22 protein-coding genes are annotated in these 25,510 nt (G+C 36.2%); 14 read left to right on the top strand and 8 right to left on the bottom strand.

The window, feature by feature from the left end; genetic code table 11:
* Nucleotides 1-273 precede the first annotated feature (273 nt).
* Complete coding sequence (locus LUA90_RS18775) at nucleotides 274-513, top strand: hypothetical protein (RefSeq protein WP_231464052.1); 240 nt, start codon at nucleotides 274-276, stop codon at nucleotides 511-513.
* A gap of 23 nt (nucleotides 514-536) precedes the next feature.
* Here the strand turns inward: LUA90_RS18775 and LUA90_RS18780 are convergent, their stop codons facing one another.
* Both LUA90_RS18780 and LUA90_RS18785 read right to left on the bottom strand, forming a co-directional pair.
* Nucleotides 537-2,141 carry a SulP family inorganic anion transporter gene (locus LUA90_RS18780; protein WP_231464054.1) on the bottom strand — a complete coding sequence of 535 codons (1,605 nt, stop codon included), beginning with the start codon at nucleotides 2,139-2,141 and terminating at the stop codon, nucleotides 537-539.
* A 127-nt stretch (nucleotides 2,142-2,268) separates the two neighbouring features.
* Complete coding sequence (locus LUA90_RS18785; RefSeq protein WP_231464056.1) at nucleotides 2,269-2,613, bottom strand: hypothetical protein; 345 nt, start codon at nucleotides 2,611-2,613, stop codon at nucleotides 2,269-2,271.
* A 296-nt stretch (nucleotides 2,614-2,909) separates the two neighbouring features.
* Here LUA90_RS18785 and LUA90_RS18790 point away from each other — a divergent pair, with 296 nt between their 5' ends.
* The 10 genes from LUA90_RS18790 (at nucleotide 2,910) to LUA90_RS18835 (ending at nucleotide 14,831) form a co-directional block, all read left to right on the top strand.
* Complete coding sequence (locus LUA90_RS18790) at nucleotides 2,910-4,451, top strand: acyl-CoA carboxylase subunit beta (protein WP_231464058.1); 1,542 nt, start codon at nucleotides 2,910-2,912, stop codon at nucleotides 4,449-4,451.
* Nucleotides 4,452-4,680: 229 nt separating this feature from the next.
* Nucleotides 4,681-5,838: an MFS transporter gene (locus tag LUA90_RS18795; RefSeq protein ID WP_231464060.1), complete on the top strand. Its 1,158-nt coding sequence runs from the start codon at nucleotides 4,681-4,683 to the stop codon at nucleotides 5,836-5,838.
* 1 nt (nucleotide 5,839) lies between these two features.
* Entirely contained in the window at nucleotides 5,840-6,256 is a 417-nt protein-coding gene (locus LUA90_RS18800; protein ID WP_231464062.1) for a GNAT family N-acetyltransferase, read from the top strand.
* 110 nt (nucleotides 6,257-6,366) lie between these two features.
* On the top strand, nucleotides 6,367-7,482 hold the full coding sequence (locus LUA90_RS18805; RefSeq protein WP_231464064.1) for a M42 family metallopeptidase: 1,116 nt from the start codon (nucleotides 6,367-6,369) through the stop codon (nucleotides 7,480-7,482).
* A gap of 97 nt (nucleotides 7,483-7,579) precedes the next feature.
* Nucleotides 7,580-7,996 (top strand): DUF1801 domain-containing protein, encoded by a 417-nt coding sequence (locus tag LUA90_RS18810; RefSeq protein ID WP_231464065.1) that lies wholly within the window; start codon nucleotides 7,580-7,582, stop codon nucleotides 7,994-7,996.
* A 106-nt stretch (nucleotides 7,997-8,102) separates the two neighbouring features.
* Nucleotides 8,103-10,520, top strand: coding sequence for a S9 family peptidase (locus tag LUA90_RS18815; protein ID WP_231492136.1), 2,418 nt, complete (start codon nucleotides 8,103-8,105; stop codon nucleotides 10,518-10,520).
* A gap of 128 nt (nucleotides 10,521-10,648) precedes the next feature.
* Nucleotides 10,649-11,527 (top strand): DnaJ C-terminal domain-containing protein, encoded by an 879-nt coding sequence (locus LUA90_RS18820; protein ID WP_231464069.1) that lies wholly within the window; start codon nucleotides 10,649-10,651, stop codon nucleotides 11,525-11,527.
* Between the two features lie 116 nt (nucleotides 11,528-11,643).
* Nucleotides 11,644-13,218 carry a helicase HerA-like domain-containing protein gene (locus LUA90_RS18825; protein WP_231492137.1) on the top strand — a complete coding sequence of 525 codons (1,575 nt, stop codon included), beginning with the start codon at nucleotides 11,644-11,646 and terminating at the stop codon, nucleotides 13,216-13,218.
* Between the two features lie 11 nt (nucleotides 13,219-13,229).
* Nucleotides 13,230-13,886 (top strand): hypothetical protein, encoded by a 657-nt coding sequence (locus LUA90_RS18830; RefSeq protein WP_231492139.1) that lies wholly within the window; start codon nucleotides 13,230-13,232, stop codon nucleotides 13,884-13,886.
* A 45-nt stretch (nucleotides 13,887-13,931) separates the two neighbouring features.
* Nucleotides 13,932-14,831, top strand: a complete 900-nt coding sequence (locus tag LUA90_RS18835) for a sugar phosphate nucleotidyltransferase (protein WP_231492142.1) — start codon at nucleotides 13,932-13,934, stop codon at nucleotides 14,829-14,831.
* A 458-nt stretch (nucleotides 14,832-15,289) separates the two neighbouring features.
* On the opposite strand, the gene dnaK is transcribed toward LUA90_RS18835, so the two are convergent.
* A complete protein-coding gene (dnaK, locus tag LUA90_RS18840) occupies nucleotides 15,290-17,194 on the bottom strand; it encodes a molecular chaperone DnaK (RefSeq protein ID WP_231464079.1) in 1,905 nt (634 codons plus the stop codon).
* 913 nt (nucleotides 17,195-18,107) lie between these two features.
* On the opposite strand from dnaK, the gene LUA90_RS18845 reads away from it, so the two are divergent.
* The 3 genes from LUA90_RS18845 to crtD all read left to right on the top strand — a co-directional run bounded on the left by LUA90_RS18845 (nucleotide 18,108) and on the right by crtD (nucleotide 21,752).
* Nucleotides 18,108-18,470, top strand: a complete 363-nt coding sequence (locus LUA90_RS18845) for a DUF1304 domain-containing protein (protein ID WP_231492144.1) — start codon at nucleotides 18,108-18,110, stop codon at nucleotides 18,468-18,470.
* Between the two features lie 108 nt (nucleotides 18,471-18,578).
* Nucleotides 18,579-20,279 carry a M28 family peptidase gene (locus LUA90_RS18850; protein ID WP_231492147.1) on the top strand — a complete coding sequence of 567 codons (1,701 nt, stop codon included), beginning with the start codon at nucleotides 18,579-18,581 and terminating at the stop codon, nucleotides 20,277-20,279.
* Between the two features lie 6 nt (nucleotides 20,280-20,285).
* A complete protein-coding gene (crtD, locus tag LUA90_RS18855) occupies nucleotides 20,286-21,752 on the top strand; it encodes a 1-hydroxycarotenoid 3,4-desaturase CrtD (protein WP_231492150.1) in 1,467 nt (488 codons plus the stop codon).
* On the opposite strand, the gene LUA90_RS18860 is transcribed toward crtD, so the two are convergent.
* From LUA90_RS18860 to LUA90_RS18880, 5 genes are read right to left on the bottom strand one after another with little or no spacing between them, the layout of a single operon-like run.
* Entirely contained in the window at nucleotides 21,749-22,252 is a 504-nt protein-coding gene (locus tag LUA90_RS18860; RefSeq protein ID WP_231492152.1) for a shikimate kinase, read from the bottom strand. The two genes, crtD and LUA90_RS18860, sit on opposite strands and share 4 nt — an antisense overlap.
* Nucleotides 22,249-22,692, bottom strand: coding sequence for a DinB family protein (locus LUA90_RS18865; protein WP_231464089.1), 444 nt, complete (start codon nucleotides 22,690-22,692; stop codon nucleotides 22,249-22,251). Before LUA90_RS18865 ends, LUA90_RS18860 begins: the two co-directional genes overlap by 4 nt.
* Before the next feature lies 1 nt (nucleotide 22,693).
* Nucleotides 22,694-23,749, bottom strand: coding sequence for an ABC transporter permease (locus tag LUA90_RS18870; RefSeq protein ID WP_231492154.1), 1,056 nt, complete (start codon nucleotides 23,747-23,749; stop codon nucleotides 22,694-22,696).
* Complete coding sequence (locus LUA90_RS18875) at nucleotides 23,750-24,901, bottom strand: BT_3928 family protein (RefSeq protein WP_231492155.1); 1,152 nt, start codon at nucleotides 24,899-24,901, stop codon at nucleotides 23,750-23,752.
* Complete coding sequence (locus LUA90_RS18880) at nucleotides 24,901-25,446, bottom strand: DUF1599 domain-containing protein (RefSeq protein WP_231492157.1); 546 nt, start codon at nucleotides 25,444-25,446, stop codon at nucleotides 24,901-24,903. The genes LUA90_RS18875 and LUA90_RS18880 overlap by 1 nt, the downstream gene beginning before the upstream one ends.
* Nucleotides 25,447-25,510: the final 64 nt, after the last annotated feature.

A 25,510-nucleotide genomic window follows, 5' to 3' on the forward strand; every position in this document is an offset into this window, starting at 1 on the left:
TTAGGTGGTTGGAAAGGTTATTCATCACAGAGGAAGCCTGGTGCAACAACCCTAATACTCGGTCTCCAAAAATTCTATAATATCTATTTAGGATTCGAAATCCAAAAAGATGTGGGTACACGGTAGGTAGTAGCGGGCATCCCGACCCTTCATCGGGATAAAGCGGATAATGGGACTGATGAAGCCAAGAATTACTGCGCATTCATTTCCAAAAACCTTATTGATATTTAAAACCATTGCTTCATCCTAACGTTTTAATAGAAATTAAAAGTTATGGAAAGTCACAAAGAAAATAATGCTGAAAAATCAAATTTGCCTGATAACTTAGTCCCAAAACATCATAGCAACGCAGATAGCGACAAAAACAAGGTTAAATCTGAGGCTGGAAATTTGGCAAAGGATTTTGGTAAAGGCGATTTCGGTTCGGAAGAAGCAAGGCAAGATGAAGAAAAAGGCAATAAAGGTGAAGCTGGAAATATGCCCAATACCGTAAATGAAAAAAGTCCCGAATAATACCGGGACTTTTCTTTACTAAATTACTTATTTATATCATCGATAATATTGTTAGATAATTTGGGAACGGTATAATGTTTCTGAACGTTTTCAAGCGTAACAATTATGCCTTTTGTATAAGCATTATGCTTATAGTTAAAAATGGTTTCCAATACATCGGGATCTATGTAGCGGGCATTTGTACCATCAATAATTACATTCGTTTCTTTCGGGATATTGTTTAAAACTACCTGTATGGCTGCTTTATTTAAAAATGAAACTTCTTCTGCAAGTTTTATTCTGATATTCTTCTTATCGCCCTCTTTCGTAATTCTGTAGAAAAAGGGATTACGCATATTTGTACGTAACAAATAAAATATAGATACCAACATACCAATGGCAACACCTTTTAATAAATCGGTAAATAATACTGCTAAAACAGTTACTACAAATGGAATAAATTGGTCCCAACCTTTGTGGTACATGTGTTTAAACAAACTAATCCTGGTTAATTTATAGCCCGTAACCAATAATATTGCCGCCAGGCAAGATAAAGGGATCATATTTATAACCTGCGGAATAAACAGCAAGGATAGCAATAACCAGCCACCATGAAATATGGCCGACATTTTTGTTCTGCCGCCGGCATTAACATTTGCCGAGCTTCTTACAATAACGGATGTCATTGGTAAACCACCTACCATACCGCTTGTAATATTACCAATACCTTGAGCAATTAATTCTCTGTTTGTTGGAGTTACCCGCTTAATCGGGTCAATTTTATCTACTGCCTCTATACTTAAAAGGGTTTCTAAGCTGGCAACAACTGCAATGGTTGCAGCAACAATATATACATTTTTGTTTGCCAATTGAGAAAAATCAGGCATAGTAAAAAGACCAAGAAACTCATCAAAACCACTAAAAGTTGGAATTTTAACCATTTGATCGGCCCTTAATGGCGTGTTTGTGTTTGCAAAAATTATTGTCCCTACAATGCCAATAATTACCACAATTAATGGTGCCGGAACAATTGCCAGCTGCTTGAATTTTGGCCAGACTATTAAAATGGCGATTGATAAACCACTTATTACCACAGCAGCCAGACTAAAATGCCCTAGCGCAGCTGTTATGGCCGAGAAGGTGTTCTCATGATCTTGCTGAAAAAAGCCTTCATCTCCGCTAAAATCTGTATCTACACCTAAAGCGTGAGGTAATTGTTTAAGAATTAAAATTAAACCAATAGCCGCTAGCATACCTTCTATTACACTTGAAGGGAAATAATTACCAATAGTGCCAGCCTTAATTATGCCCAATATAAGTTGGAAAACGCCTGCAAGCACAACAGCTAACAAAAAAGTTGGGTAAGCGCCTAATGATGTTATGGCGCCTAAAACAATAACGGTTAAACCAGCTGCTGGTCCGCTTACGCTAAGCTGCGAACCGCTACAGGATGCAACTACAATGCCGCCAATTATACCGGTAATTAGGCCGGCAAATAATGGCGCACCAGAGGCAAGTGCAATACCTAAACACAGCGGCAAAGCCACCAAAAAAACTACTATACTTGATGGAAGGTCTTTTTTTAAATTCTTTGCAAGAAAATATTTCCTGATGTCCGTACCTGAAAAGGCCGGGTTAAACTTTTGCATAACAATATAATTATCTAATAAATTTTAACGATTAAATCGTGGTGGGTAATTCAAACACATCACTACAAAATATAGCTTCTAATGCGTTGCCAAAGCAATGGTTCAAATAAATTACCCTAAAAATATATTAGATAAAATTGGGAGGAGGCGTTGGTACCGTTGGATGAAAGGGTTCTACATAACGTTTATAATGCTCTATAAAACTGCTTTTTAAAAAGAAATGACTCGAAGAGAATTCGTAAGATAAGATTGGGTGATTTAGCTCAACCAGTTTAAAGTCGGTAAATTTGGCGGTTTCTTTAGAGGTATCTTTCCCGCCGGCATGCTCTAACTCTATCTGCATGATTACGGCTTTCATAATTTCACGATCGATACACGTATAAAATACCGGCGCACCAGAAATCCCCATCTTCGCTATGAAGATGAGCATAAAAGTTGCGACAATAATATATTTATACTTCCTTAAAAACATTCGATTATTTTCTAATCTTATTTTAATCTCGTTGCTTGCAAAAGTAATCGGATAAATGACTTTTCACTACACAGAGGTGTAAAAAAAATGCTTTGCAGACCAAAAATAAGGTCAACAAGCATACAATCAATTAATTACCATTTAATTAAATATACAAATAATGGAAGAAAAATATAGCATTGTTTTTAATTTCAATTTAATATGCAAATCAAATTGCATTGATTGGCTAATTAACCAGCCGCCGAAACTTGTTTTCCCGATAGTAATTTTTAATTTTAAAATCTATTGAACCGAATATGGATAAGAAAATTGCTTTACTTCAGGAAAAGATAAACAAAGCCAACCTTGGCGGCGGACAAGAGAGAATTGATGCGCAACATAAAAAAGGTAAGTTAACTGCCCGAGAGCGTATTCATTTTTTAATGGATGAAGGTAGTTTTGAAGAAATCGGGATGATGGTAACCCACCGCAGCACGGATTTTGGTATGGAGAGAGAGAAATACCTTGGCGATGGCGTTATAACAGGTTACGGAACAATTAACGGCCGTTTAACTTATGTTTTTTCTCAGGATTTTACAGTTTTTGGTGGCTCACTATCAGAAACACATGCCGAAAAAATTTGCAAATTAATGGATATGGCCATGAAAAATGGTGCGCCATTAATTGGTCTAAATGATAGTGGTGGTGCACGTATTCAGGAAGGGGTAGTTTCTTTAGGTGGTTATGCCGATATTTTCTACAAAAACGTTCAGGCTTCTGGGGTAATTCCGCAATTATCTGCAATTATGGGCCCTTGCGCTGGTGGCGCTGTTTATTCGCCTGCGATTACCGATTTTATTTTAATGGTAGAGCAAACTTCTTACATGTTTGTAACCGGGCCAAATGTAGTTAAAACCGTAACACATGAAGTAGTTACTTCAGAAGAATTAGGTGGTGCAAATACACATGCCACGAATTCTGGCGTTACGCATTTTGCTTGCGCAAATGAAATCGAGGCCATAAATCACGTAAAGAAATTGCTGTCGTTCATGCCTCAAAATTGCGAGGAAATTCCAGAGAATTTGCCTTACGAATCAGAAGACGAAAGCAGACCAGCATTAAATACATTTATGCCTCAAAATGCTACTCAACCTTATGATATTAGAGAAATTATTTCTTCTGTTGCAGATGCAGACACTTTTTTAGAAGTTCATAAAGATTTTGCCGAAAATATTGTGGTTGGCTTTGCCCGTTTGGCAGGAAGAAGTATTGGTATTGTGGCAAATCAGCCAGCTTATTTAGCTGGTGTTTTAGATAGTAATTCATCAACCAAAGCGGCTCGTTTTGTTCGCTTTTGCGATTGCTTTAATATTCCACTGTTAGTTTTTGAAGATGTTCCGGGTTTTCTTCCAGGTACAGATCAAGAGTGGAACGGAATCATCACCAATGGTGCAAAATTATTGTATGCTTTTAGCGAAGCTACTGTTCCACGCATTACGGTTATCACCAGAAAAGCCTATGGCGGCGCTTATGATGTAATGAATAGCAAACATATTGGTGCCGACATGAATTATGCCTGGCCAAGTGCCGAAATCGCGGTTATGGGTGCTAAAGGTGCAGCAGAAATTATATTTAAAAAGGAAATATCTTCAGCAGAAAATCCAGAAGAAAAGTGGCTGGAGAAGGAAAAATTGTACTCAGATATTTTTGCTAATCCTTACAGAGCAGCCGAAAGAGGGTTTATTGATGAGGTTATTGAACCTTCTCAAACCCGTATCAAGTTGATAAAAGCTTTTAAAATGCTGGAAAATAAAGTAGTAAATAATCCTAGAAAAAAACACGGAAATATACCTTTGTAAGGATGGAAAATGTAAAGATGGAAGATGGGGAATGGAAGATGTAGAATGGATGAGGGAAGATGGGTGATGAAGTTGTGGTTACTCACATTTTCCATTTCTCATTTTACATCGTACATCCCACACGCTACATTTTCCATTTCACATTTTACATCTTCCATTTCACATAATACATCGTCCATCCCACACGCTATATTTTCCAAATCTCATTTTACATCCTACATAAAAACACATGTTAAAACGTATAGATATTCTTCTGATGGCCTTTTGCACCGGCTTAATCGTTGCAAACATTTATTATTGCCAACCATTAGTTATTTTAATTGCAAAAGATTTTAATTTAACAGAAAGTTATGCCGGAAGAATTACCTATTTAACACAAATCGGCTATGCTTTGGGCTTATTTCTTTTGGTGCCCTTGGGCGATATGTTTGAGCGTAAAAAGCAGATTCTAGTTATCACCGGAATGGCAATTGTAGCCCTTTTATCGGCTGCCTTAGCTAAAAGTTTTTTCTTGCTCGAGGTAGCCAGTGTTTTTATTGGGGCTTGTTCTATTGTACCGCAATTGATTTTACCACTCGCTGCAAATTTAAGCACAGATGAAAACAGAGGTGCAAATATTGGAGCTATAATGAGCGGCTTGCTTGTTGGTATTCTTGCATCAAGAGCGGTTAGCGGAAGCATTGGTTTTTGGCTTGGCTGGAGAGCCATGTATTACATTGCCGCAGCAATTTGTGCATTGCTCATCTTACTAATGGCAAAACGATTTCCAAAAAGCATTCCATCATTTAAAGGAAATTACAAAGAGTTAATGGGCTCTATGTTTAGCTATATCAAACATCAGCCGGTTCTTCGAGAAACATCAATTATAAATTTTCTGGCTTTTGCCATAATAAGCGCATTTTGGACCACTATGGTCTTATTTCTTGCTAACCCACCTTTTAATTTTCAGACTTTGCAAATCGGTTTATTCGGTATTGCGGGTGCGGCAGGTGCCTTGGCGGCTCCTTTGGTTGGCAAATTAAGCGATGGAAGTAATCCACGAAAAAACTTAATGATTGGTTTCATTTTGCAAATTGTGAGCATTGCATTATTTTACTTCACCAAGAGTCATTTATATTTATTCGTGATTGGCATTGTTTTAATAGATATTGGTCAGCAGGCTATACATGTAACCAACCAAACCAGAATTTACACGTTAATTCCCGAAGCCAGAAACAGGCTGAATACGATTTTTATGTCGGTGAGTTTTATTGGTGCAAGTTGTGGTTCAGCTTTAGGCTTGTACCTATGGGATAAAGGTGGATGGAATTTATTTTGCTATGGTATGGCTGCAATCATTTTACTAAATATTTTAATTTATAAATACTACGGTAAAAAGAAATATTAAATTGGAAACACTAATTCAGGTAGAACAAATCTTCCCTTCATTAACCTGGCGGATAAGACATGAAAGCATGTATCCGGATGCTCCATTTGATTTAGTAAAACTGAAAGACGATTTCGATGGTTTGCATTTTGGATTATACGCAGAACATAAGCTAACTGGTGTAGTTTCTCTATTTAATGAAAGTGATGTTTACCAATTTCGCAAGCTCGCCATACTTCCTGATGCACAAAAACGTGGATACGGCACAATTTTATTAAACTATTTGATAGATTTTTGTAAAATTCAAAATGCTTCGAAGCTTTGGTGTAATGCTCGTGTAAACGCTACCGAATTTTATTCTAAATTTGGATTCCTTGAAACCAATAATCGATTTTCTAAAAATGGAAATGATTACGTTATCATGGAAATGAATTTTTAGATAGTAGATTTACTATTTTAAAAATTAGATTAAAATAAATAAAAATTAGGCTTAGGAATTAGTTTGGTGCATGCTAACCTAAAATCGTAAATCTAAAATCATAAATAAATATGGCTAAGAAAAAAGAAGACGACAAAAAAAAGCACGTAACTGTAGTGACCAAAAAATCACTTCAGTTTTTAGAAGCGTATATTAATAACCCTGCACCTACTGGTTACGAGTGGGAGGGACAAAAATTATGGTTAGATTACTTAAAACCATATATAGATGAGCATTTCATCGATAATTACGGAACTGCAGTTGGTGTTATTAATCCGAAGGCAAATTATAAAGTTGTTATTGAAGCGCATGCAGATGAAATTTCATGGTATGTAAATTATATTACCAATGATGGTTTAATTTATGTAATTCGCAACGGTGGTTCAGACCATCAGATTGCACCTTCAAAACGCGTAAACATCCACACAGAAAAAGGATTGGTAAAAGCAGTTTTTGGCTGGCCTGCAATTCATACTCGCCATGGCGAAAAAGAACAAGCTCCAGAGCTTAAAAACATTTTCCTGGATTGTGGTTGTACCTCTAAAGAAGAAGTAGAGAAATTAGGCATCCATGTGGGTTGCGTAATTACTTATGAAGATGAGTTTATGATTTTAAACGACCGTTATTATGTTGGTCGGGCTTTAGATAACCGTGTTGGTGGTTTTATGATTGCCGAAGTTGCAAGGTTGTTAAAAGAAAACAAGAAAAAACTTCCGTTCGGTTTGTATATAGTAAATTCTGTACAAGAAGAAATTGGTTTACGCGGTGCCGAAATGATTGCCCAACGCATTAAACCAAATGTTGCTATTGTAACTGATGTTACACATGATACAACCACACCAATGATTAACAAAAATACGCAAGGCGATTTATCATCTGGTAAAGGTCCGGTAGTTTCTTATGCACCAGCCGTTCAAACCAACTTAAATAAGTTGCTAATTAAAACTGCAGAGAAAAACGAAATTCCGTTTCAACGCCAGGCTTCATCACGCTCAACAGGAACCGATACCGATGCTTTTGCATATTCAAATGGCGGTGTTCCTTCGGCTTTAATTTCTTTGCCTTTACGTTACATGCACACTACTGTAGAAATGGTTCACAAAGAAGATGTTGATAACGTTATCAGTTTAATTTACGAAAGCTTATTAAACATTAAAGACGGTCAGGATTTTAGGGAATTTAAATAGATTTTTCCCATATTCTATTTTTATAAGGGCTTGAAGTTAATTCTTCAAGCCTTTTTTTATAACTTATTTTACCAAACAAATAAATTTTTAAAAGATTATGGCTCAAAATAAAACAACAGAAAACGATGATAGTGTAACAGCGTTTCTTAACAAAGTTGAAGATGAAAATAAACGCAATGATGCTTTCGAATTGGTAAAAATATTTGAAGAATTATCATCCTTTAAAGCAAAAATGTGGGGCACCGCAATAATTGGCTTTGGTAATTATCATTATAAATATGAAAGTGGCAGAGAAGGCGATGCGCCTATTGTAGCTTTCTCACCAAGAAAAGATGCATTTGCGCTATACCTTTCATCAGAATTTCCAGCCCGTGAAGAATTATTATCTCAATTTGGTAAACACAAAACCGGCAAAGCTTGCATTTACGTTAAAAAACTGAGCGATGTTAATATAGACATTTTAAAAAAGATGATTTCAAATTCACTAATAGAGGATGGAGATAGACGCTGCTAAAGCAATATAACTATTTAACACTTGTAAATTAGCGGTTACGCATCAATAGCTTATTTTTTTAATTTGCATATTTGGTTTTCAATCGGAAAACTAACTAACCCTAATTATGATAAAAAAAATACACCTCTATTTTTTAATAGCAGGCGCCTGTGTTTCTCTAAATACTGCCGCGCAGGATGCAGTGAGCTACCAAACACCGCCTAAAGAAATCGCCGATTTATTACTTGCAAAGCCAACACCTGGTGTAAGTATTGATGATAAAGCAGAATGGATTTTGTTTAGCGAAAGAAATTCTTATCCTTCGGTAGAAGAATTGGCAATGCCAGAATATCGCATTGCTGGTATGCGTTTAAACCCTAACAATTACGCTCCTAGTCGCCAGAATTATATTAACAACTTCTCTGTTAAAAATATAAAAACGGATAAAACCTTCCCGATTACTGGTTTACCAACACCATTATATGCCGGTAACATCAGCTGGAACCCGGCTCAAAACAAAATTGCTTTTACCAACACTACTCAAAAAGGCGTTGATTTATACATTATTGATTTAGCTACAAAAAAAGCGACAAAAACTAATAAAGCATTCTTAAATACTGTTTTGGGCAGTGGCTTAACCTGGTTAAACGATAATACCATTGTTTACAGAGCCGTTACCAAACCTGCAAGTGCTGCACCAGTAAAACCTTTAATGCCAAAAGGACCAACCGTTCAGCAAAATTTAGGTAAAGCAGCACCAAGCCCAACTTATCAGGATTTAATTAAATCTCCGTATGATGAGCAACTTTTCGGATTTTATGGCACTTCGCAATTGGTAAAAAATACTGGCGGAGTTGAAACGCCGATTGGTAAACCTGCAATTTATGGTTCGGTAAGTTTATCTCCGGATAAAACTTATATGTTGGTAGAAACCATTCGTAAACCATTTTCTTATTTGGTTACTGCGGGAGGTTTTCCATCAACCATGACGATTACCGATTTAAACGGAAAAGCAATTAAAGTTTTAGCAGAACTTCCATCTGCAGAAGGTACGCCCTCAGGTTACGATAATACGCAAAATGTACCTCGCGGTTTTAGCTGGAGAGATGATGAGCCTGCAACCATTATCTGGGCAAAACCATTAGATAGCGGATTAATTAAGAAAAATGTTCCTTTTCACGATGCTGTTTATGCTTTAAGTGCGCCATTTACCGGAACAGAAAAAGAGCTTTTTAAAACTGAAACTCGTTATCGTGGTGTACAATGGGGTAATGCAAATCTAGCTTTAGTTATGGAAGGTTTACGTAGTAAGCAAACCAATAAAGTAAGCATTTACAATCCATCAACAGGAAAAATTGAAGAGCTTTATACTCGTAATCAAACCGATGCTTATGGCAATCCCGGTACTCCGGTTACGACTAAAAACAAATACGGCCGTTCGATAATTCATTTGGTAGATAATGGCACCAAATTATTAATGAATAATGTTGTCGGCTCATCAGAAAAAGGAGATTTACCTTTCCTGGCGAAGTTTGATTTAGCTACAAAAAAGAATGAAATTATCTGGCGAAGTGCAGAAGGAACTTATGAATTTGTAAGTGATGTTATTGATGCGGATAAACTTATTTTATTAACCCGTAAGGAAAGTCAGAAATTAGTACCAAATTATTACATTAAAAATTTAGTATTACGCATAGCGGATAGACCGGTTACAGCGTTCGGAAATCCTTATCCTTCTTTAGATGGAATTTCGAAAGAAAAAATATCTTACAAACGTGCAGATGGAGTTGATTTAACTGGTGATTTATATTTGCCAAAAGGTTATAACAAAGAAAAAGACGGACCACTCCCAGCCGTAATTTGGGCTTACCCACGTGAGTTTAATTCTGCAACTGATGCAGCGCAAATTCGCGGTTCTAAAGATAGGTTCACAACAATTTCTTGGGGTTCGCCAATTTATTGGGTAACCCGTGGCTATGCCGTTTTAGATAATGCAGAAATGCCGATTGTTGCTAAAGATGGCAAAAAACCTAACGATACTTTTGTTGACCAATTAAGTTTAAATGCTGAAGCTGCAATTAATAAATTATCTGATTTAGGCGTTGGTGATAGAAAACGTATGGCTGTTGGTGGACATAGCTACGGTGCATTTATGACTGCCAATTTATTAGCACACACCAATTTATTTGCTGCAGGAATTGCAAGAAGTGGCGCTTACAACCGTACTTTAACACCGTTTGGTTTCCAAAATGAGGACAGAACTTATTGGCAAGCACCTCAAATGTATTACGAAATGAGTCCGTTTAGCTATGCAGATAAAATTAAAACTCCACTATTATTAATTCATGGTGATTCGGATGATAACACCGGAACTTATCCAATCAATAGTGAGCGTTTATTTGCAGCGATTAAAGGTTTAGGCGGAACAGTAAGATTTGTATTTATGCCTTTCGAAGCTCACGGATATCGTGGTAAAGAAAATATTCTTCACGTACTTTGGGAGCAAGACCAATGGCTTGAAAAATATGTGAAAAACAAAAAATAAAAATAAATTATGTTTTGTAAATGCCCCGAAAAAATCGGGGCATTTATTTTTTAAGGTGTTAGCTATACTTACCGGGATTAACTATTTTTACATTCCTATTTACACACAAAATATCGCTTCCCATTATTATGGCTTACATAGATTACTATAAAGTTCTTGAGATTCAAAAAAATGCCAGTGCAGACGAAATAAAAAAAGCTTACCGTAAGTTAGCCAGGAAATATCATCCTGATGTTAATGGCGATAATGAAGAAGCAAAGAAGAAGTTTCAGCAAATTAACGAAGCAAACGAAGTTTTAAGCGACCCGGATAAAAGGAAAAAGTATGATCAGTATGGTCAGAATTGGCAACAAGCCGATGCTTTTGGAGGGCAGCAACAACGACAATCACAAGGTCGTGGCAGAGGCGGTTTTTCTGGCTTTGGTGGCGAAGATTTTTCAGATTTCTTTTCTTCGATGTTTGGCGGCGGTGGCTCGAGAAGTAGCTCACGTTCTCCATTTAAAGGGCAAGATTATACTTCAGATTTAAATATAAATTTGATTGATGCTTACACCACGCACAAGCAAACTTTAACGATAAATGGCAAACAGGTTCGTATTACCATCCCGGCAGGTGTAGAAAATGGGCAAAAGATAAAATTGCCTGGTTATGGTGCACCCGGACCAAATCATGGTCCGGCGGGAGATTTAATCATATCTTTTAATATCACCGAGCACCCTAAATTTAAACGTAAAGGAAATGATATCTATGTTGACGAGCAGATAGATTTATACACTGCAATACTAGGTGGCGAAAAAATTGTTGAAACTTTGAGTGGTAAGGTAAAACTTAACATCCCGGCAGGTACACAGCCAGATACAAATTTGCGCCTAAAAGGCAAAGGCTTCCCAATTTATAAAAAGGATAATCAATTTGGCGATTTATATATTAAATGGCAGATAAAAATCCCAAAAAATTTAAATGCTGAGCAAAGAGAATTGTTTGAAAAATTAGCAAAAATTCAATAAGATATTTCTAAAATTAATCATTAATTATCGTTTTAGACGGCTTAAGATTTACTGCAAATAAAAAAACATTATTTTAATATTAGTTTACTAAATTGGTGCTTTAGAAATTTATTATAATGAGTGATTCTTCATCAAAATTTATTGAAAAAATAAAAGCATCTTACGCTCCGCAAGGCTCTTATATTTACCTTGGAGCAGGAATGTTAGACGGACAAGTTTACGGCGAAGCAGAAGTTAATTTATCATTAAAAATGATGAATAGACACGGCTTAATTGCCGGCGCAACCGGAACAGGTAAAACCAGAACCTTACAATTACTTGCAGAACAGCTTTCTGATGCCGGTGTTCCGGTTTTTATGCTTGATGTTAAAGGCGATTTATCTGGCTTAAATCAAGCCGGAAGTGTAAATCCTAAAATTGAAGAAAGGGCAAAACAATTAAATAAACCATTTTCACCTACAGGTTTTCCAATAGAAGTTTACTCACTTTCAGGAAAACTCGGTGCGCAAATGCGTGCTACAGTCTTAGAATTTGGCCCTACTCTATTATCAAAAGTATTAGATTTAAACGACACCCAAAGTGGTGTAATGGCTGTAATTTTTAAATATGCCGACGATAATAAAATGCCTGTTATCGACTTAAATGATTTAAAAAAATTACTTTCCTACTTATCTGATGGTCCGGGAGCAAAAGAAATAAAAGAAAGCTACGGTAGCATTTCAACAGCAACATCGGGTACAATTTTAAGGAAAATTGTGGCTATCGAGCAGCAAGGTTTGGCGGGCATGTTTGGCGAAAAATCATTTGATGCAGATGATTTATTTGAACGTGTAGACGGTAAGGGTGTGATAAGTCTTTTAAACATTGCCGATGTTCAAAATCAACCAGTTCTATATTCTACCTTTCTGTTGAGTTTATTGGCAGAATTATTTAATACTTTGCCAGAAGTTGGCGATTTAGATAAACCGAAACTGGTATTCTTTTTCGATGAAGCACATTTACTTTTCAATAATTCGTCGAAAACGTTTTTAGAGCAAATTGAAACTATTATTCGCTTAATACGCTCAAAAGGTGTAGGCGTATTTTTCTGTACGCAGGCACCTACTGACATTCCGGAAAGTGTTTTGGGCCAATTGGGTAATCGTGTACAACATGCTTTAAGAGCTTTTACACCAAACGATGTTGACGCATTGAAAAAAACGGTTAATACCTATCCAAAATCTGATTTTTATCAAATAGATAAAGTGCTTACTTCTTTGGGTACTGGTCAAGCTTTAGTAACGGTATTGAACGAAAAAGGTATTCCTACTGAAGTTTCGGCTACAATGCTTACTCCGCCAAGAGCGGTTATGGGGCCATTAACTTCTGCAGATTACGATAAATTGATAAATGCAAGCCAAATTTACGGCAAGTATAAAGATGCTATTGATCCGGAAAGTGCTTACGATATTTTAACCAAAAGAATTAATGAGCAAATAGCTGCCGATGAACAAATTAAACAAGAGGCAGAAGAAAAGAAACAGGAAGAGATTGATAGCAAACCAAAACCAGGTGAAAAAAGCATCATCGAAAAAGTTATGGGCGCTACAATTACACGCCAAATAGGTAAAGAAATTGTTCGCGGCTTGTTCGGAATGCTTACAGGTAAGAAAACACGTACCAGAAGTGGGGGTGGTTTGTTTGGATTTTAATATTTTATTTAATGAAAAACTTACTTTTTCTACTTATTTTTCTTTCAAGCGGAGTAATGGCTCAATACGAAATTCTTCCATTTGGTGATGTTATCAGGACACCGATAAAAGAAAAGAAATATACAGATGTTGAGGGCACGCCCTATTTGATTGATAAATGGTCGAAAGGTAAGGTTACCTTAATTATTGGTAAGCATTATCAGTATGATTCATTAAAATACAACTTAATGGATGATAAGCTAATCTTTGTTGATGCCGGAAAGATGATGTACTTCGCAGAGCCTGTTGCAAAATTTGAACTTATGGATTCAAAGAGCGGAAACTATTTAAAATATAAAAATGGCTTGCCTGCTATTGATGCACTTTCGAATACTTCATATTTTCAGATTATTAATGATAACAAAGTTGGGCTTTATAAAAGAATTAATAAATCGATAACAGAATCCAAACAATACGGTTCTGCTGTGGTTATTAAAACATTTCATACAACTTCAAGCTATTATTCACTTAAAAATGGAATTTTTAGTAAAATTGTACCCAATAAGAAATCAATTTTAGCTTTATTTGATGATAAAGAAAATCACTTTGATGAATATTTAAGAAATCAGAAGGTTGATTTTAAAAATGATACAGACTTAGATAAAATTTTTACATACTTAAATAAATAAAACGCCCTAGCTAATCGAAATATAATTAGCACAATTAGTTAAAATATGAAACCTACCTTATTAATATTAGCTGCCGGGATGGCCAGTCGCTACGGAAGCATGAAGCAAATAGATGGCTTTGGCCCAAATGGAGAAACCATCATCGATTATTCAATTTATGATGCAATTAAAGCCGGATTTGGCAAAGTTGTATTCATCATTAAAGAAGAATTTGTAGAGAACTTTAAATCGATTTTTGAACCAAAACTAAATGGAAAAATTGAAACAGATTACGTTTTTCAAAATTTCGATTTAAAACAATTTGGTATTGAAGAAGAAATTTACAGAGAAAAGCCTTGGGGAACTGCTCACGCAATTTTATCTGCCAGAAAAGTAGTTAAAGAGCCTTTTTGTGTTATTAATGCTGATGATTACTACGGTTTTGATGCATTTAAAAAGATGGTTGATTTCTTAACTGACGAAGCATCTGACAGCAATTTCTCAATTATTGGTTACGAAGTTGGTAAAACACTTTCAGAATTTGGTGCAGTATCTCGCGGTGTTTGTAAAGTTGATGGTTCTGGTAATTTGGAAGAAATTATCGAACGTACTAAAGTATATCCAAAAGATGGAAAAATCTATTATGAAGAAGATGGTGAAGAATTTCCATTAGCTTTCGATACCCCTGTATCGATGAATTTCTGGGGCTTTACACCTGCTGTATTCAAAATTACCGAGAAATTATTTGTAGAATTTGCAATGGCAAATAAAGATAAGCCAAAGGCTGAATTCTTTATCCCTTTAATTGGCGAGAACTTAGTTAAAACTGGTGAAGCAACATTTAAAGTTGTTCCAACATCAAACAAATGGTTTGGCGTAACTTACAAAGAGGATAAACCTTACGTTCAGGATAGCATTGACCAATTAGTTAAGAATGGTACATATCCAGAAAAACTTTGGAATTAAGATAAATCGATTCTTTAAATTATAAAAAGGGTTCAGTTAAAAATAACTGAACCCTTTTTTATGCATTGTAAGTTTCCCAAAAGCCACAGTTTGCTAATCATAAACCTGACAGCAGGGGAAATCCTTTTGGTATAAACCTAGAAGGTTTTAAACGGCGAAGCCCTCAATGAGGCAATTAGAGTATAATAAACTACTCGAATTAAACCTTATAGGTTTGCAAAAGATTGCAGCGAATGGCGGGGCTGCTGTTACCGAAAAGTACCGAAGCTTTCATTTTCAGTTAAATGGAAGTCGTGATTACGAGGCACGAAGCAAATTTTATGTGATTATGCTAAACTTTGAGCTATGAGATTGCTTCTTTCCTCGCAATGACGAGCCTATAAAAAAAGCGTTCTGAACTTAATCAGAAACGCTTTTTCTTGTTTCAAATCTTCGGTTTTCCAACCTCCAACTAAAAACTATTTCTCTTCTTTTACTTCTTCAAAATCAACATCAGTAACATTATCGCCGCCACCTTGAGGCTGACCATCAGCTTGTGGTTGCTCAGCACCTTGAGGCTGACCGCCATCTTTGTACATTTCTTCTGAAGCTGCATTCCATGCATTTTGCAATTCAGCCTGAGCTGCATCGATATCTGCAAAGTTACGTGAAGCGTGAGCTGCTTTTAATTTCTCTAAACCAGCTTCGATTGGTGCTTTTTTATCAGCAGATAATTTTTCACCAAACTCTTTTAATTGTTTCTCAGTTGAGAAGATTAAAGCATCAGCACCATTGATTTTCTCAATTTCTTCTTTTGCTTTTGCATCAGCTTCTGCGTTAGCTTCAGCTTCTTGCTTCATTTTCTGAATTTCTTCGTCAGTTAAACCCGATGAAGCTTCGATACGGATTTTTTGCTCTTTGCCAGTAGCTTTATCTTTTGCACTTACGTGTAAAATACCGTTCGCATCAATATCAAAAGAAACTTCTACCTGAGGCACACCACGTGGTGCTGGTGGAATACCATCTAAAATGAAACGACCAATTGTACGGTTTTGATTAGCCATTGGGCGCTCACCTTGTAAAATATGAATCTCTACAGATGGCTGATTATCAGCTGCTGTTGAGAAGGTTTCAGATTTTTTAGTAGGGATAGTTGTGTTAGACTCGATTAATTTAGTCATTACACCACCCATAGTTTCGATACCTAATGATAAAGGCGTAACGTCTAGTAACAATACATCTTTTACATCACCAGTTAAAACACCACCTTGAATAGCTGCACCAATTGCAACAACCTCATCAGGGTTTACACCTTTACTTGGCTCTTTACCGAAGAAAGCTTTAACAGCATCCTGAATTGCAGGAATACGAGTTGAACCACCTACTAAGATAATTTCGTCGATATCGCTTGTGCTTAAACCAGCATTTTTTAATGCAGATTTACATGGGTCGATAGTACGTTTAATTAAGCTATCAGCTAATTGCTCAAATTTAGCACGACTTAAAGTACGCACCAAGTGTTTAGGGCCGCTAGCATCAGCAGTAATGTATGGTAAGTTAATTTCAGTAGAAGTTGTGCTCGATAACTCGATTTTAGCTTTCTCTGCAGCTTCTTTTAAACGTTGTAAAGCCATTGGGTCTTTAGAAAGATCCATGCTGTTTTCGCTTTTAAACTCATCTGTTAACCAATCGATAATTACGTGGTCAAAATCATCACCACCTAAGTGTGTATCACCATCAGTAGATTTTACTTCGAAAACGCCATCACCTAATTCTAAAACAGAAACGTCATGTGTACCACCACCGCAGTCAAACACAACAATTTTCATGTCTTTGTGCGCTTTATCTAAACCATAAGCTAAAGCAGCTGCAGTTGGCTCGTTAATGATACGTTTTACAGATAAACCTGCAATTTCACCAGCTTCCTTAGTAGCCTGACGTTGTGCATCGTTAAAATAAGCTGGTACTGTAATAACCGCTTCAGTTACTTCTTGTCCTAAGAAATCTTCTGCAGTTTTTTTCATTTTCTGCAAAATCATTGCAGAAATTTCTTGTGGAGTATATTTTCTATCGTCGATTTCAACACGTGGCGTGTTGTTATCGCCTTTAATTACTTTATAAGGTACACGTCCAGCTTCTTTTGCACTTTCGTCGTAGCTGTTACCCATAAAGCGTTTAACCGAATAAATCGTTTTTGTTGGGTTAGTTATAGCCTGACGTTTAGCCGGCTCGCCAACCTTACGTTCACCGTTTTCTGCAAAAGCAACAATAGACGGTGTAGTACGTTTACCCTCACTGTTCGCAATAACTACAGGCTCATTGCCCTCCATTACCGAAACACAAGAGTTTGTTGTTCCTAAGTCTATTCCAATAATTTTTCCCATTGTATTTTGTATTTTCTCTTTTTTAATAATAATTCTACAGCTTATAAACAATGGTTGTGCCAATCGGCATTTGGCAGAGAATACAGCTAAAAGACTGATAAAATGTAAAAATTATTCTTATTTGGTACTGACAGCATGACAGAAAGAACCTTATCCGACTATTGACCACCTTCCCCCCAGAGAAAGGCAGCATAAGCCCAGCCAAACTGCAAGGCCTCCCTTTCTGCCAGGGTTAGGTGGGGATTTTGAAAATGAAAGTTACATGCTCTTCGGGAACAGCAGTCCCGCTGTCCGCTTTACTTCGTTACACTCCGTGTTCGCTGCCATCGGGTTTATAAATTAAGTTTGTAGCTTTTGGCTTCTCAGTTGCCGTCATTGCGAGGCACGAAGCAATCTCAAAAAAAATTATTAGGAATTTGTACTCGCGAGATGTGATTGAAAAGAGCAGTTCGTAGTTTTCAAAGCTAAACCTATTACATTAATCAAATTTATCTATTCAATATCAAGAAACTATATTTTTTTATAAGATCTCCATCAAGGCGAAATAATTATAAATCACAAACTTTCAAAGTTGCGAGGACCGGCACCAGAAGATTTGGAAGTAAAGGCCAATAAATCTTTATTGAAGTTCCTTTGATATAACCACTGAAATAAGAAAGCCTACGCGTGTTGTACAAACTTTCAAACTGCAAAAACCCCTAACATGTCTTAGGATTATGCTTAAAGATTTATTGAGGATTTACAACAAAGCTTCGCAAGCCTTGATTTTTTGCTACTCTTTTTTCAAGAGAAAAGCAAAAGCCTCCCGATGATAATCGGGACAAGTAGTCTGGCTAAAATAAAACAAACCATTTAAACCAGTAGTAATAAATAATTTAAATTAATTGTATCTTCAATCTCAAAACCAAACAAAATGCAAATAGTAGCACAGATAATAGTCGGCTTAGTAGCCGCAATTCACATCTACATTTTATGGCTCGAAATGTTCGCATGGACAACCAAAGCACCTAAAGTTTTCAAAACCTTACCAAAAGAATTATTTGCACCAACCAAAACAATTGCAGCAAACCAAGGCTTATATAATGGCTTCTTAGCCGCAGGCTTAATCTGGTCGTTACTAATTGAGGATCATCATTGGAGATTTTATATAGCCATTTTCTTTTTAACCTGCATAATCATCGCCGGCATTTATGGCGCTGCAACCGCAAGTAAGAAAATTCTTTTTGTACAAACTGTACCGGCATTAATTGCATTAATACTATTGCACCTGAAATAATTACACCGCTACATTTTTATTAAACCATTATATCAATTCAAAAAAAATGAAGTTGAATGGGAACGCATTGACTTAAAAATCTGCTATCTTTCGCTTTTATTCCTTTGCATGAAAACGAAAATCTTTATTGCCCTAACATTAATTGGTTTTAGCAGCTTTGCTCAAAATACATCAACAAACTTTAACCTTACCCGTAAAGGTTTCAATGAGAAAAACGCTTTTGAAACCACGTCATTTGTAGAGAAATATTTTAGAGTTCCGGGGAATACAGGTTTTAACGCAAGCATAAAATACGTGGAAGATATTTTGAAAAAAGCGGGTTATGTAGAGCAAAAACAGAGTGAAATGGAAGCGCCTCTAAGCTATCGTATTGAAAAAAGGGCAATGAAGAATAAAACCTGGGAACCTGTAGATGCCAATATTAATATCATTGGAGAAACTGAACCTTTAATTACATTCCGTACAAACCGGAATATGATTCCCATAAACTGTATCTCAACACCAATGGAAGGTGTAACCGCCGATGTTGTTTACATAAGCGATACTAAACCATCAGAAATAGAAAAATTAGATTTAAGGGGTAAGATTGTTTTTTCAGAAAGCCATCCATCAAGATTATTAGCAATTGCAGCTAAAGCCGGGGCAGTTGGTGTTTTAGGATATGCTATGCCTGCTTACACAAAACCTGAAATCCACCAAACTTCCATTCAGTTTGGAAGCATGAAGGCAAATAGCGAAGTGTGGACATTACTTTTATCTTACAAGGCAAAAGAAAAATTAAAAGCCAGTTGTTTAAAAGGCTTAACCAAGCTTAAAGTAAATATCGAAACCAAAATTTATCAGTCAGAAGAATTAACAATAATTGCAAACCTTAAAGGAAGTGAAATGCCAGCTGAACGTTTTGTCTTTAGTGCCCACGTTCAAGAACCTGGCGCTAATGACAATGCAAGTGGCGTGGGTACATTAGCTGAAATGGCTCGTTTGACTGCCGAACTTTATAAAGCAAAAAAAATAACGCCAAAACGTACCTTAACATTTTTATGGGGCGATGAAATTACATCAACCAGAAGATATATTGTTGAAGATACAACCCGTGCCAAAGGCATACTTTGGGGCATGAGTTTGGATATGGTTGGCGAAGACACCAAAAAAACCGGAGGTTCCTTCTTAATCGAAAAAATGCCTGACCCATCAGCAATATGGACACGTGGAACCGACAAACATACCGAATGGGGTGCTGGAGATGTTAAGGAGAAAGACCTATTTCCTCATTATTTTAACGATTTCATTTTCAACATTTGTAAAGAACAAGGCAAATTTGCAAATTGGACGGTTAATTACAACCCTTTTGAAGGCGGAAGTGACCATACTCCATTTCTGCAAAATAAAATTCCGGGTTTATTGATGTGGCACTTTACCGATGTTTTTTACCATACTGATAATGACAGGATTGATAAAGTTTCATCCACAGAGATGAAAAATGTTGGTATAAGCGCTTTAACTGCGGCATTAACACTAATTTCTGCTGATGAAAGTACCGCATCAGAAACCGTAAACCAAATTAAAAATGATGGGTTAATTCGTTTAAAAACGGAATTTGATCTCAGCAAAAAAGCAATTACTGAAGGAAAATCTGCAGTAGATGAAAAACACATCATCGAAACCTGGAGCAAATGGTATGTAGATGCACTGGCTACGGTAAGCAGAATGCCTGTAAAACCTGAAACTACCAGAGTTGGCTCGGCAATTAAAGTAGCTACTTTAGAAATTGAAAAGCAAACCAGTATCTATTTAAACGAACTGAAATAGTAAAGAATGCCCAAAGCAATTATTATTGGTGCCGGCGTAGCCGGAATAGCAAGTGCAATTCGATTGGCTGCAAAAGGTTACAGCGTACAGGTTTTTGAAGCAAATTCATATCCCGGAGGAAAGCTAACTGAAGTTAGTACCGATGGTTTCAGGTTTGATGCTGGCCCAAGTTTGTTTACCATGCCACAATATGTTGATGAACTTTTTACGTTGGCTGGCAAAAACCCAAAAAACTATTTTGAATATGAAAAGCTTGATGAAATTTGCAGATATTTTTACGAAGATGGCTTACAATTAAACGCTTCTGCAGACATCAACAAATTTGCGAAAGAGGTTGAGCAAAAAACCAATGCAAAGGCATCTGAAATAAAATCTTTTCTTAAAAAAAGTGACACGATTTACCATGTTACACACAAAGTTTTCTTGGAAAGAAGTTTACATAAACTGAAAAGTTATCTGCACTGGGATACAGTTAAAAGCATTTTTTCGTTTGGAAAAATTGATGCTTTCAGAACTCAGCATAAAGCAAACCTACATGCTTTTAGTGATGAGCGAATTACCCAGTTATTTAACCGGTATGCTACTTATAATGGCTCAAACCCTTACCATGCGCCTGCAACTTTAAATATTATTCCGCATTTCGAATATCATTTTGGGGCTTATTTCCCAAAACAGGGTATGCATAGCATTATCCTATCACTTGTAAATTTGGCTAAAGATTTAGGTGTTGAATTTCTGTACAACCAAAAGGTTAATGAAATAAATTATGTCAGTGGTAAAGTTAGTGGCATAACATCCGACAATAAGTTTTTTAATGCTGAAATTGTAGTATCAAATTTAGATATCTGGTTTACCTATAAAAATCTACTAAAAAACATTACTCAACCTAAAAAATTACTAACTCAACAAAGAAGCAGTTCCGCGTTGATTTTTTACTGGGGAATTAAAAATATTTACCCCGAATTGGGCTTACACAATATCTTATTTTCAGAAAACTACAAAGCAGAATTTGATGCTATCTGGAAGGATAAGAAAATATATTCAGACCCAACAATCTACATCAACATTACATCAAAACATTTAGAAACTGATGCGCCAAAAGGTTGTGAAAACTGGTTTGTAATGATAAACGTACCAGCGAATGATGGTCAGGATTGGGATAATTTAATTAGGGCGGCAAAACAAAATATCTTACAGAAACTCAATAGAATATTAAAGAAAGATGTTTCGAAAGATATTATTAGTGAAACCATTCTTGACCCGAGAAGCATTGAGTTTAAAACAGGTTCTTACCAGGGTTCGCTTTATGGCAACAGCTCAAATAATCAGTTCGCTGCTTTTCTGCGTCACTCAAATTTTAGTAATAAGCTGAAAAATCTTTATTTCTGCGGGGGTAGCGTACATCCAGGCGGCGGGATTCCGCTGGCCTTACTTTCGGCAAAAATAATTGATGATAATATAAAGAAAGCTTAAATTTTATCTGAAATTGTTTCTTCCAGTTTCTCTCCATCTAAATCAAAAGCATCAACTATAAGCTTGGCTTTAGTGTAAAATGGATCGCGTTCCTGTAACTTCTCCCCAATAAAAACGAAAAGTTCCTCGTCGTTTAAATCTTTTATCAATGGCCTTTTCTGGCGGTTATGTAATCTTGAAACCAAAGCCGCCGGTGTCATTTGCAGATAAATGGTTAAACCGCGATTATTCATCCAATCCATATTATCAAAAAAGCAAGGCAAACCGCCACCAGTAGCAACTACACAAGTTTCTGGATATGGATAAGATTTTAGCATCTCACTTTCATAAGTTCTAAATCCGCTTTCTCCAAAAGCTTCAAAATATTCGGCAATGGTTTTGCCGCTTTGGCTCACAATTTCTGCATCCAAATCTATTACCAGGCAATTTAAACGATGCGCAAGTTGCTTTGCTTTGGTACTTTTGCCGCAACCCATATAGCCCACTAAAAAAATTATCATAAAAGGTTTTTGCGTTTAAAATAAATATAATCTGTTACCGGAGGTGTAATCCCCTCCTTTTTTAACATCGAAACAATCTGCCCACGATGGTAAGTGGAGTGATTTAACATTTGCATAAACATTTCTGCAACTTTGTTTTTGTATTCATTACCCCGAGAATCGTGATAGGTAATCGCAGTATCTAAATCCTGCTTAGCTAAACTTTCTTTTATTAACCGAAAGTTTTCAGTTGAAATGCTAGCAAAAGTTTCTTTAGGATGTACTTGCCAAATCTCATACTGCAATGGCGAAGCTTCTATGCGACTAACCCAAATGTGTTGTGCATTCAAAACGTGACTGAACAGGCGTTCCGCCTCAGGCATATCTTTATTTGTTGCGCTAAATACAGTCAAAATTTCCCTATCTGCAAGTTCCGTATAACGAATAAATTCTTCAATCATCTTAAACCAATTTAACTCGTGGATCAACATAGGCGTATAAAATATCTACCAAAATATTAATCACTACAAAAACAAAAGCAATAAATAATATTGAACCCATAACAACCGGAAAATCAGACATTTCCAATGCGCTTACCGTTGTTCTGCCTAAACCGTTGTATCCAAAAATATATTCTACAAAGAAAGAGCCGGCAAGTAAAGATGCAAACCAACCTGAAATTGCCGTTATTACAGGGTTCATGGCATTTTTAAGCGCATGCTTATAAATTATGGCATTTCTGCCAAGCCCTTTCGCTCTGGCTGTGCGAATGTAATCCTGAGCCAAAACATCAATCATTGCACTTCTGGTAAGCTGAACAATAATTGCCAAGGGCCTTAATCCTAAAGTAACCATGGGTAACCATAGGTTTCTTAGCGTTAAAATTTCACCATTAAAAGGATCGTAACTATATAAACTGCCACTCATTTTTAGTCCGGTGTAGTTGCTTAGCACAAAACCAAAAAGCCAGGCAATTATAATTCCCGCAAAAAATGAAGGTGCAGAAATACCTAAAATTGCGAATGCATTTGCCGATTTATCTATCCACGAATCTTTATACACTGCTGATAAAACCCCTAAAAAAACACCGATTAAAGTAGCAAAAATCATTGCCGTTAGCGCCAAAATAAATGTGTTCGGAACAGTTTCAGAAAGTATATCGGTTACATCTCGTTTAGTTTGATACGAACTTCTCAGGTAAGGCCATTTTACAACTAATGCCTTTTTATTAAAATTTATAAGCTTTTTATAATGATACTTGTTTTGAGTAATGGTATCATTATCTAAAAAGCTTATTGGCGATAAATCATTTACATACAGAAGAAATTGAACCGGTTTTGAACGGTCTAAACCAAATTCTTTTCTAACCGCTTCTAGTGATTGAACATCAGCCCTTTGACCCATCGTCATACGGGCCGGGTCGCCTGGTAAAATATTAAACAACACAAAAACTACCAATACAACACCCGCCATAACCAGCAAGCCATAAAGTAGTTTTTTTAGGGCGTATGCGAACATTTATTTGCTGAAATATTTATTACTCAAATCATCGAAGCTGGGCATATTGTGAAAATGCCATTTATTTACAATCACACCATTTTTAAGTAAAATAATTCCAGGATTTGCCCTCACCATACTTTTTAGTGGAACAGCGTCAGCGTAAAAAACTTCTGAAAAAAGATTGTTTTTTTTGATAAATACCTCAGCATCTCGAGCAGCATTTGAAGTTAACAGAACACTGCGAATATTGTACTGTTGCGTAGCATTTAAAGCCAATGCATTTAAACTTCCAATTGCTTTAATATTTGCATCGTTTAAATTGTAAGCCACAAAAACCAGGCTGTAGTAAGGATTTTCAATTAACTCTTTAGTATAGTCCGTTCCCGATGCATCGGTTATAATTAAATCCTTTATTTTGGGCTCGAAACCTTTTTTGATAAGCTCTTTAGTAGGTTCGCCAACAATTTCCCAGTTATTATCCTTCCAAATTTCGGTTTTCAAATATTCCTTATCGCTCATATCCTTTTCAGCCTTAGTTTTTTTATTTTTAAGGTGATACATGATTTGAAACTCATCGGGCTGTTCTCCTTCGGGAATAACCATTAAAGATGGAATATGGGCGCCAACTTTGTAAGGCAGAAAATCGATAATTGGTAGAAAATTATAGGTAAATAAACCAAATAAGAAAGACGCCAAAACAACAGCAATTGTGATGTTACGCTGCATTTTCTCTTTGCTAAAGATTGGCTTGATATCGTCCTTTTTAAAAAAGATGTAAAGTATAAATATCAACAGGATAATATCTTTACTAAAAGATTGCCAAGGTGTTAGCGGAATAGCATCGCCGAAGCAACCGCAACTTGTAACCACTTTAAATGCAGCAGAAACAAAGGTGAGCAGTGTAAAAAATGCGATGAGTAATAACAATCCCCAGGATACCTTTTTGCCCCAAAAACCTAATAAAAGCAATACGCCAAGAACAATTTCTAAGGTGCAAATTAAAATGGCTATACCTGTTGCTATCGGACTTAAAAAACTGATGTGGAAAACGTCAAAGTATTCCTGCAGTTTATAACCAAAACCAAGCGGATCGTTTGCCTTTATCAATCCTGAAAAGATAAATAATACACCAACGAAAATTCTGGAAATGGTTAAAAACGTGTTCTTCATTATTTTACACCTAATTTTATTAAAGCAAAAACTGAGTAATTTAGCATATCCTGATAGTTTGCATTTACCCCTTCAGACACTTGTGTTTGCCCTTCGTTATCTTCAATCTGTTTAACTCTAAATATTTTTTGCAAAATCAAATCAGTTAAAGAACTAATGCGCATATCTCTCCAGGCTTCACCATAATCGTGGTTTTTAGCAAACATAAGTTCCTTAGTTTCATTAACTTTTTCATCAAAAAGCACCTGTATTTCTTTAACGGGAATTTCCAAAGGGTCATTTTCGTTAAAGTTTAATTGCATCATAGCGATAACGCAATAATTTATAATCCCGATGTATTCTGGCGTTATGCCCTCGCCAACTTTACTAACTTTTTTTTCTTCTAAAGTCCTGATGCGTTGCGCTTTAATAAAAATCTGATCGGTAATTGAGCTTAACCTCAAGATTCGCCAGGCCGTACCATAATCGGTTGTTTTTTTTAAGAATAAAGATCTGCAAACTGCAATTACGTCATCAAATTCAGAAGCGGTATTTGTTCGTGCCAAAGCCAGTATTTATTTAGTTTTAATGTATTTTTGTATCGAAAAAACGAAAGCTAAAGATACATTT

Source organism: Pedobacter sp. Leaf170 (assembly GCF_920984665.1).
Taxonomy (GTDB): domain Bacteria; phylum Bacteroidota; class Bacteroidia; order Sphingobacteriales; family Sphingobacteriaceae; genus Pedobacter.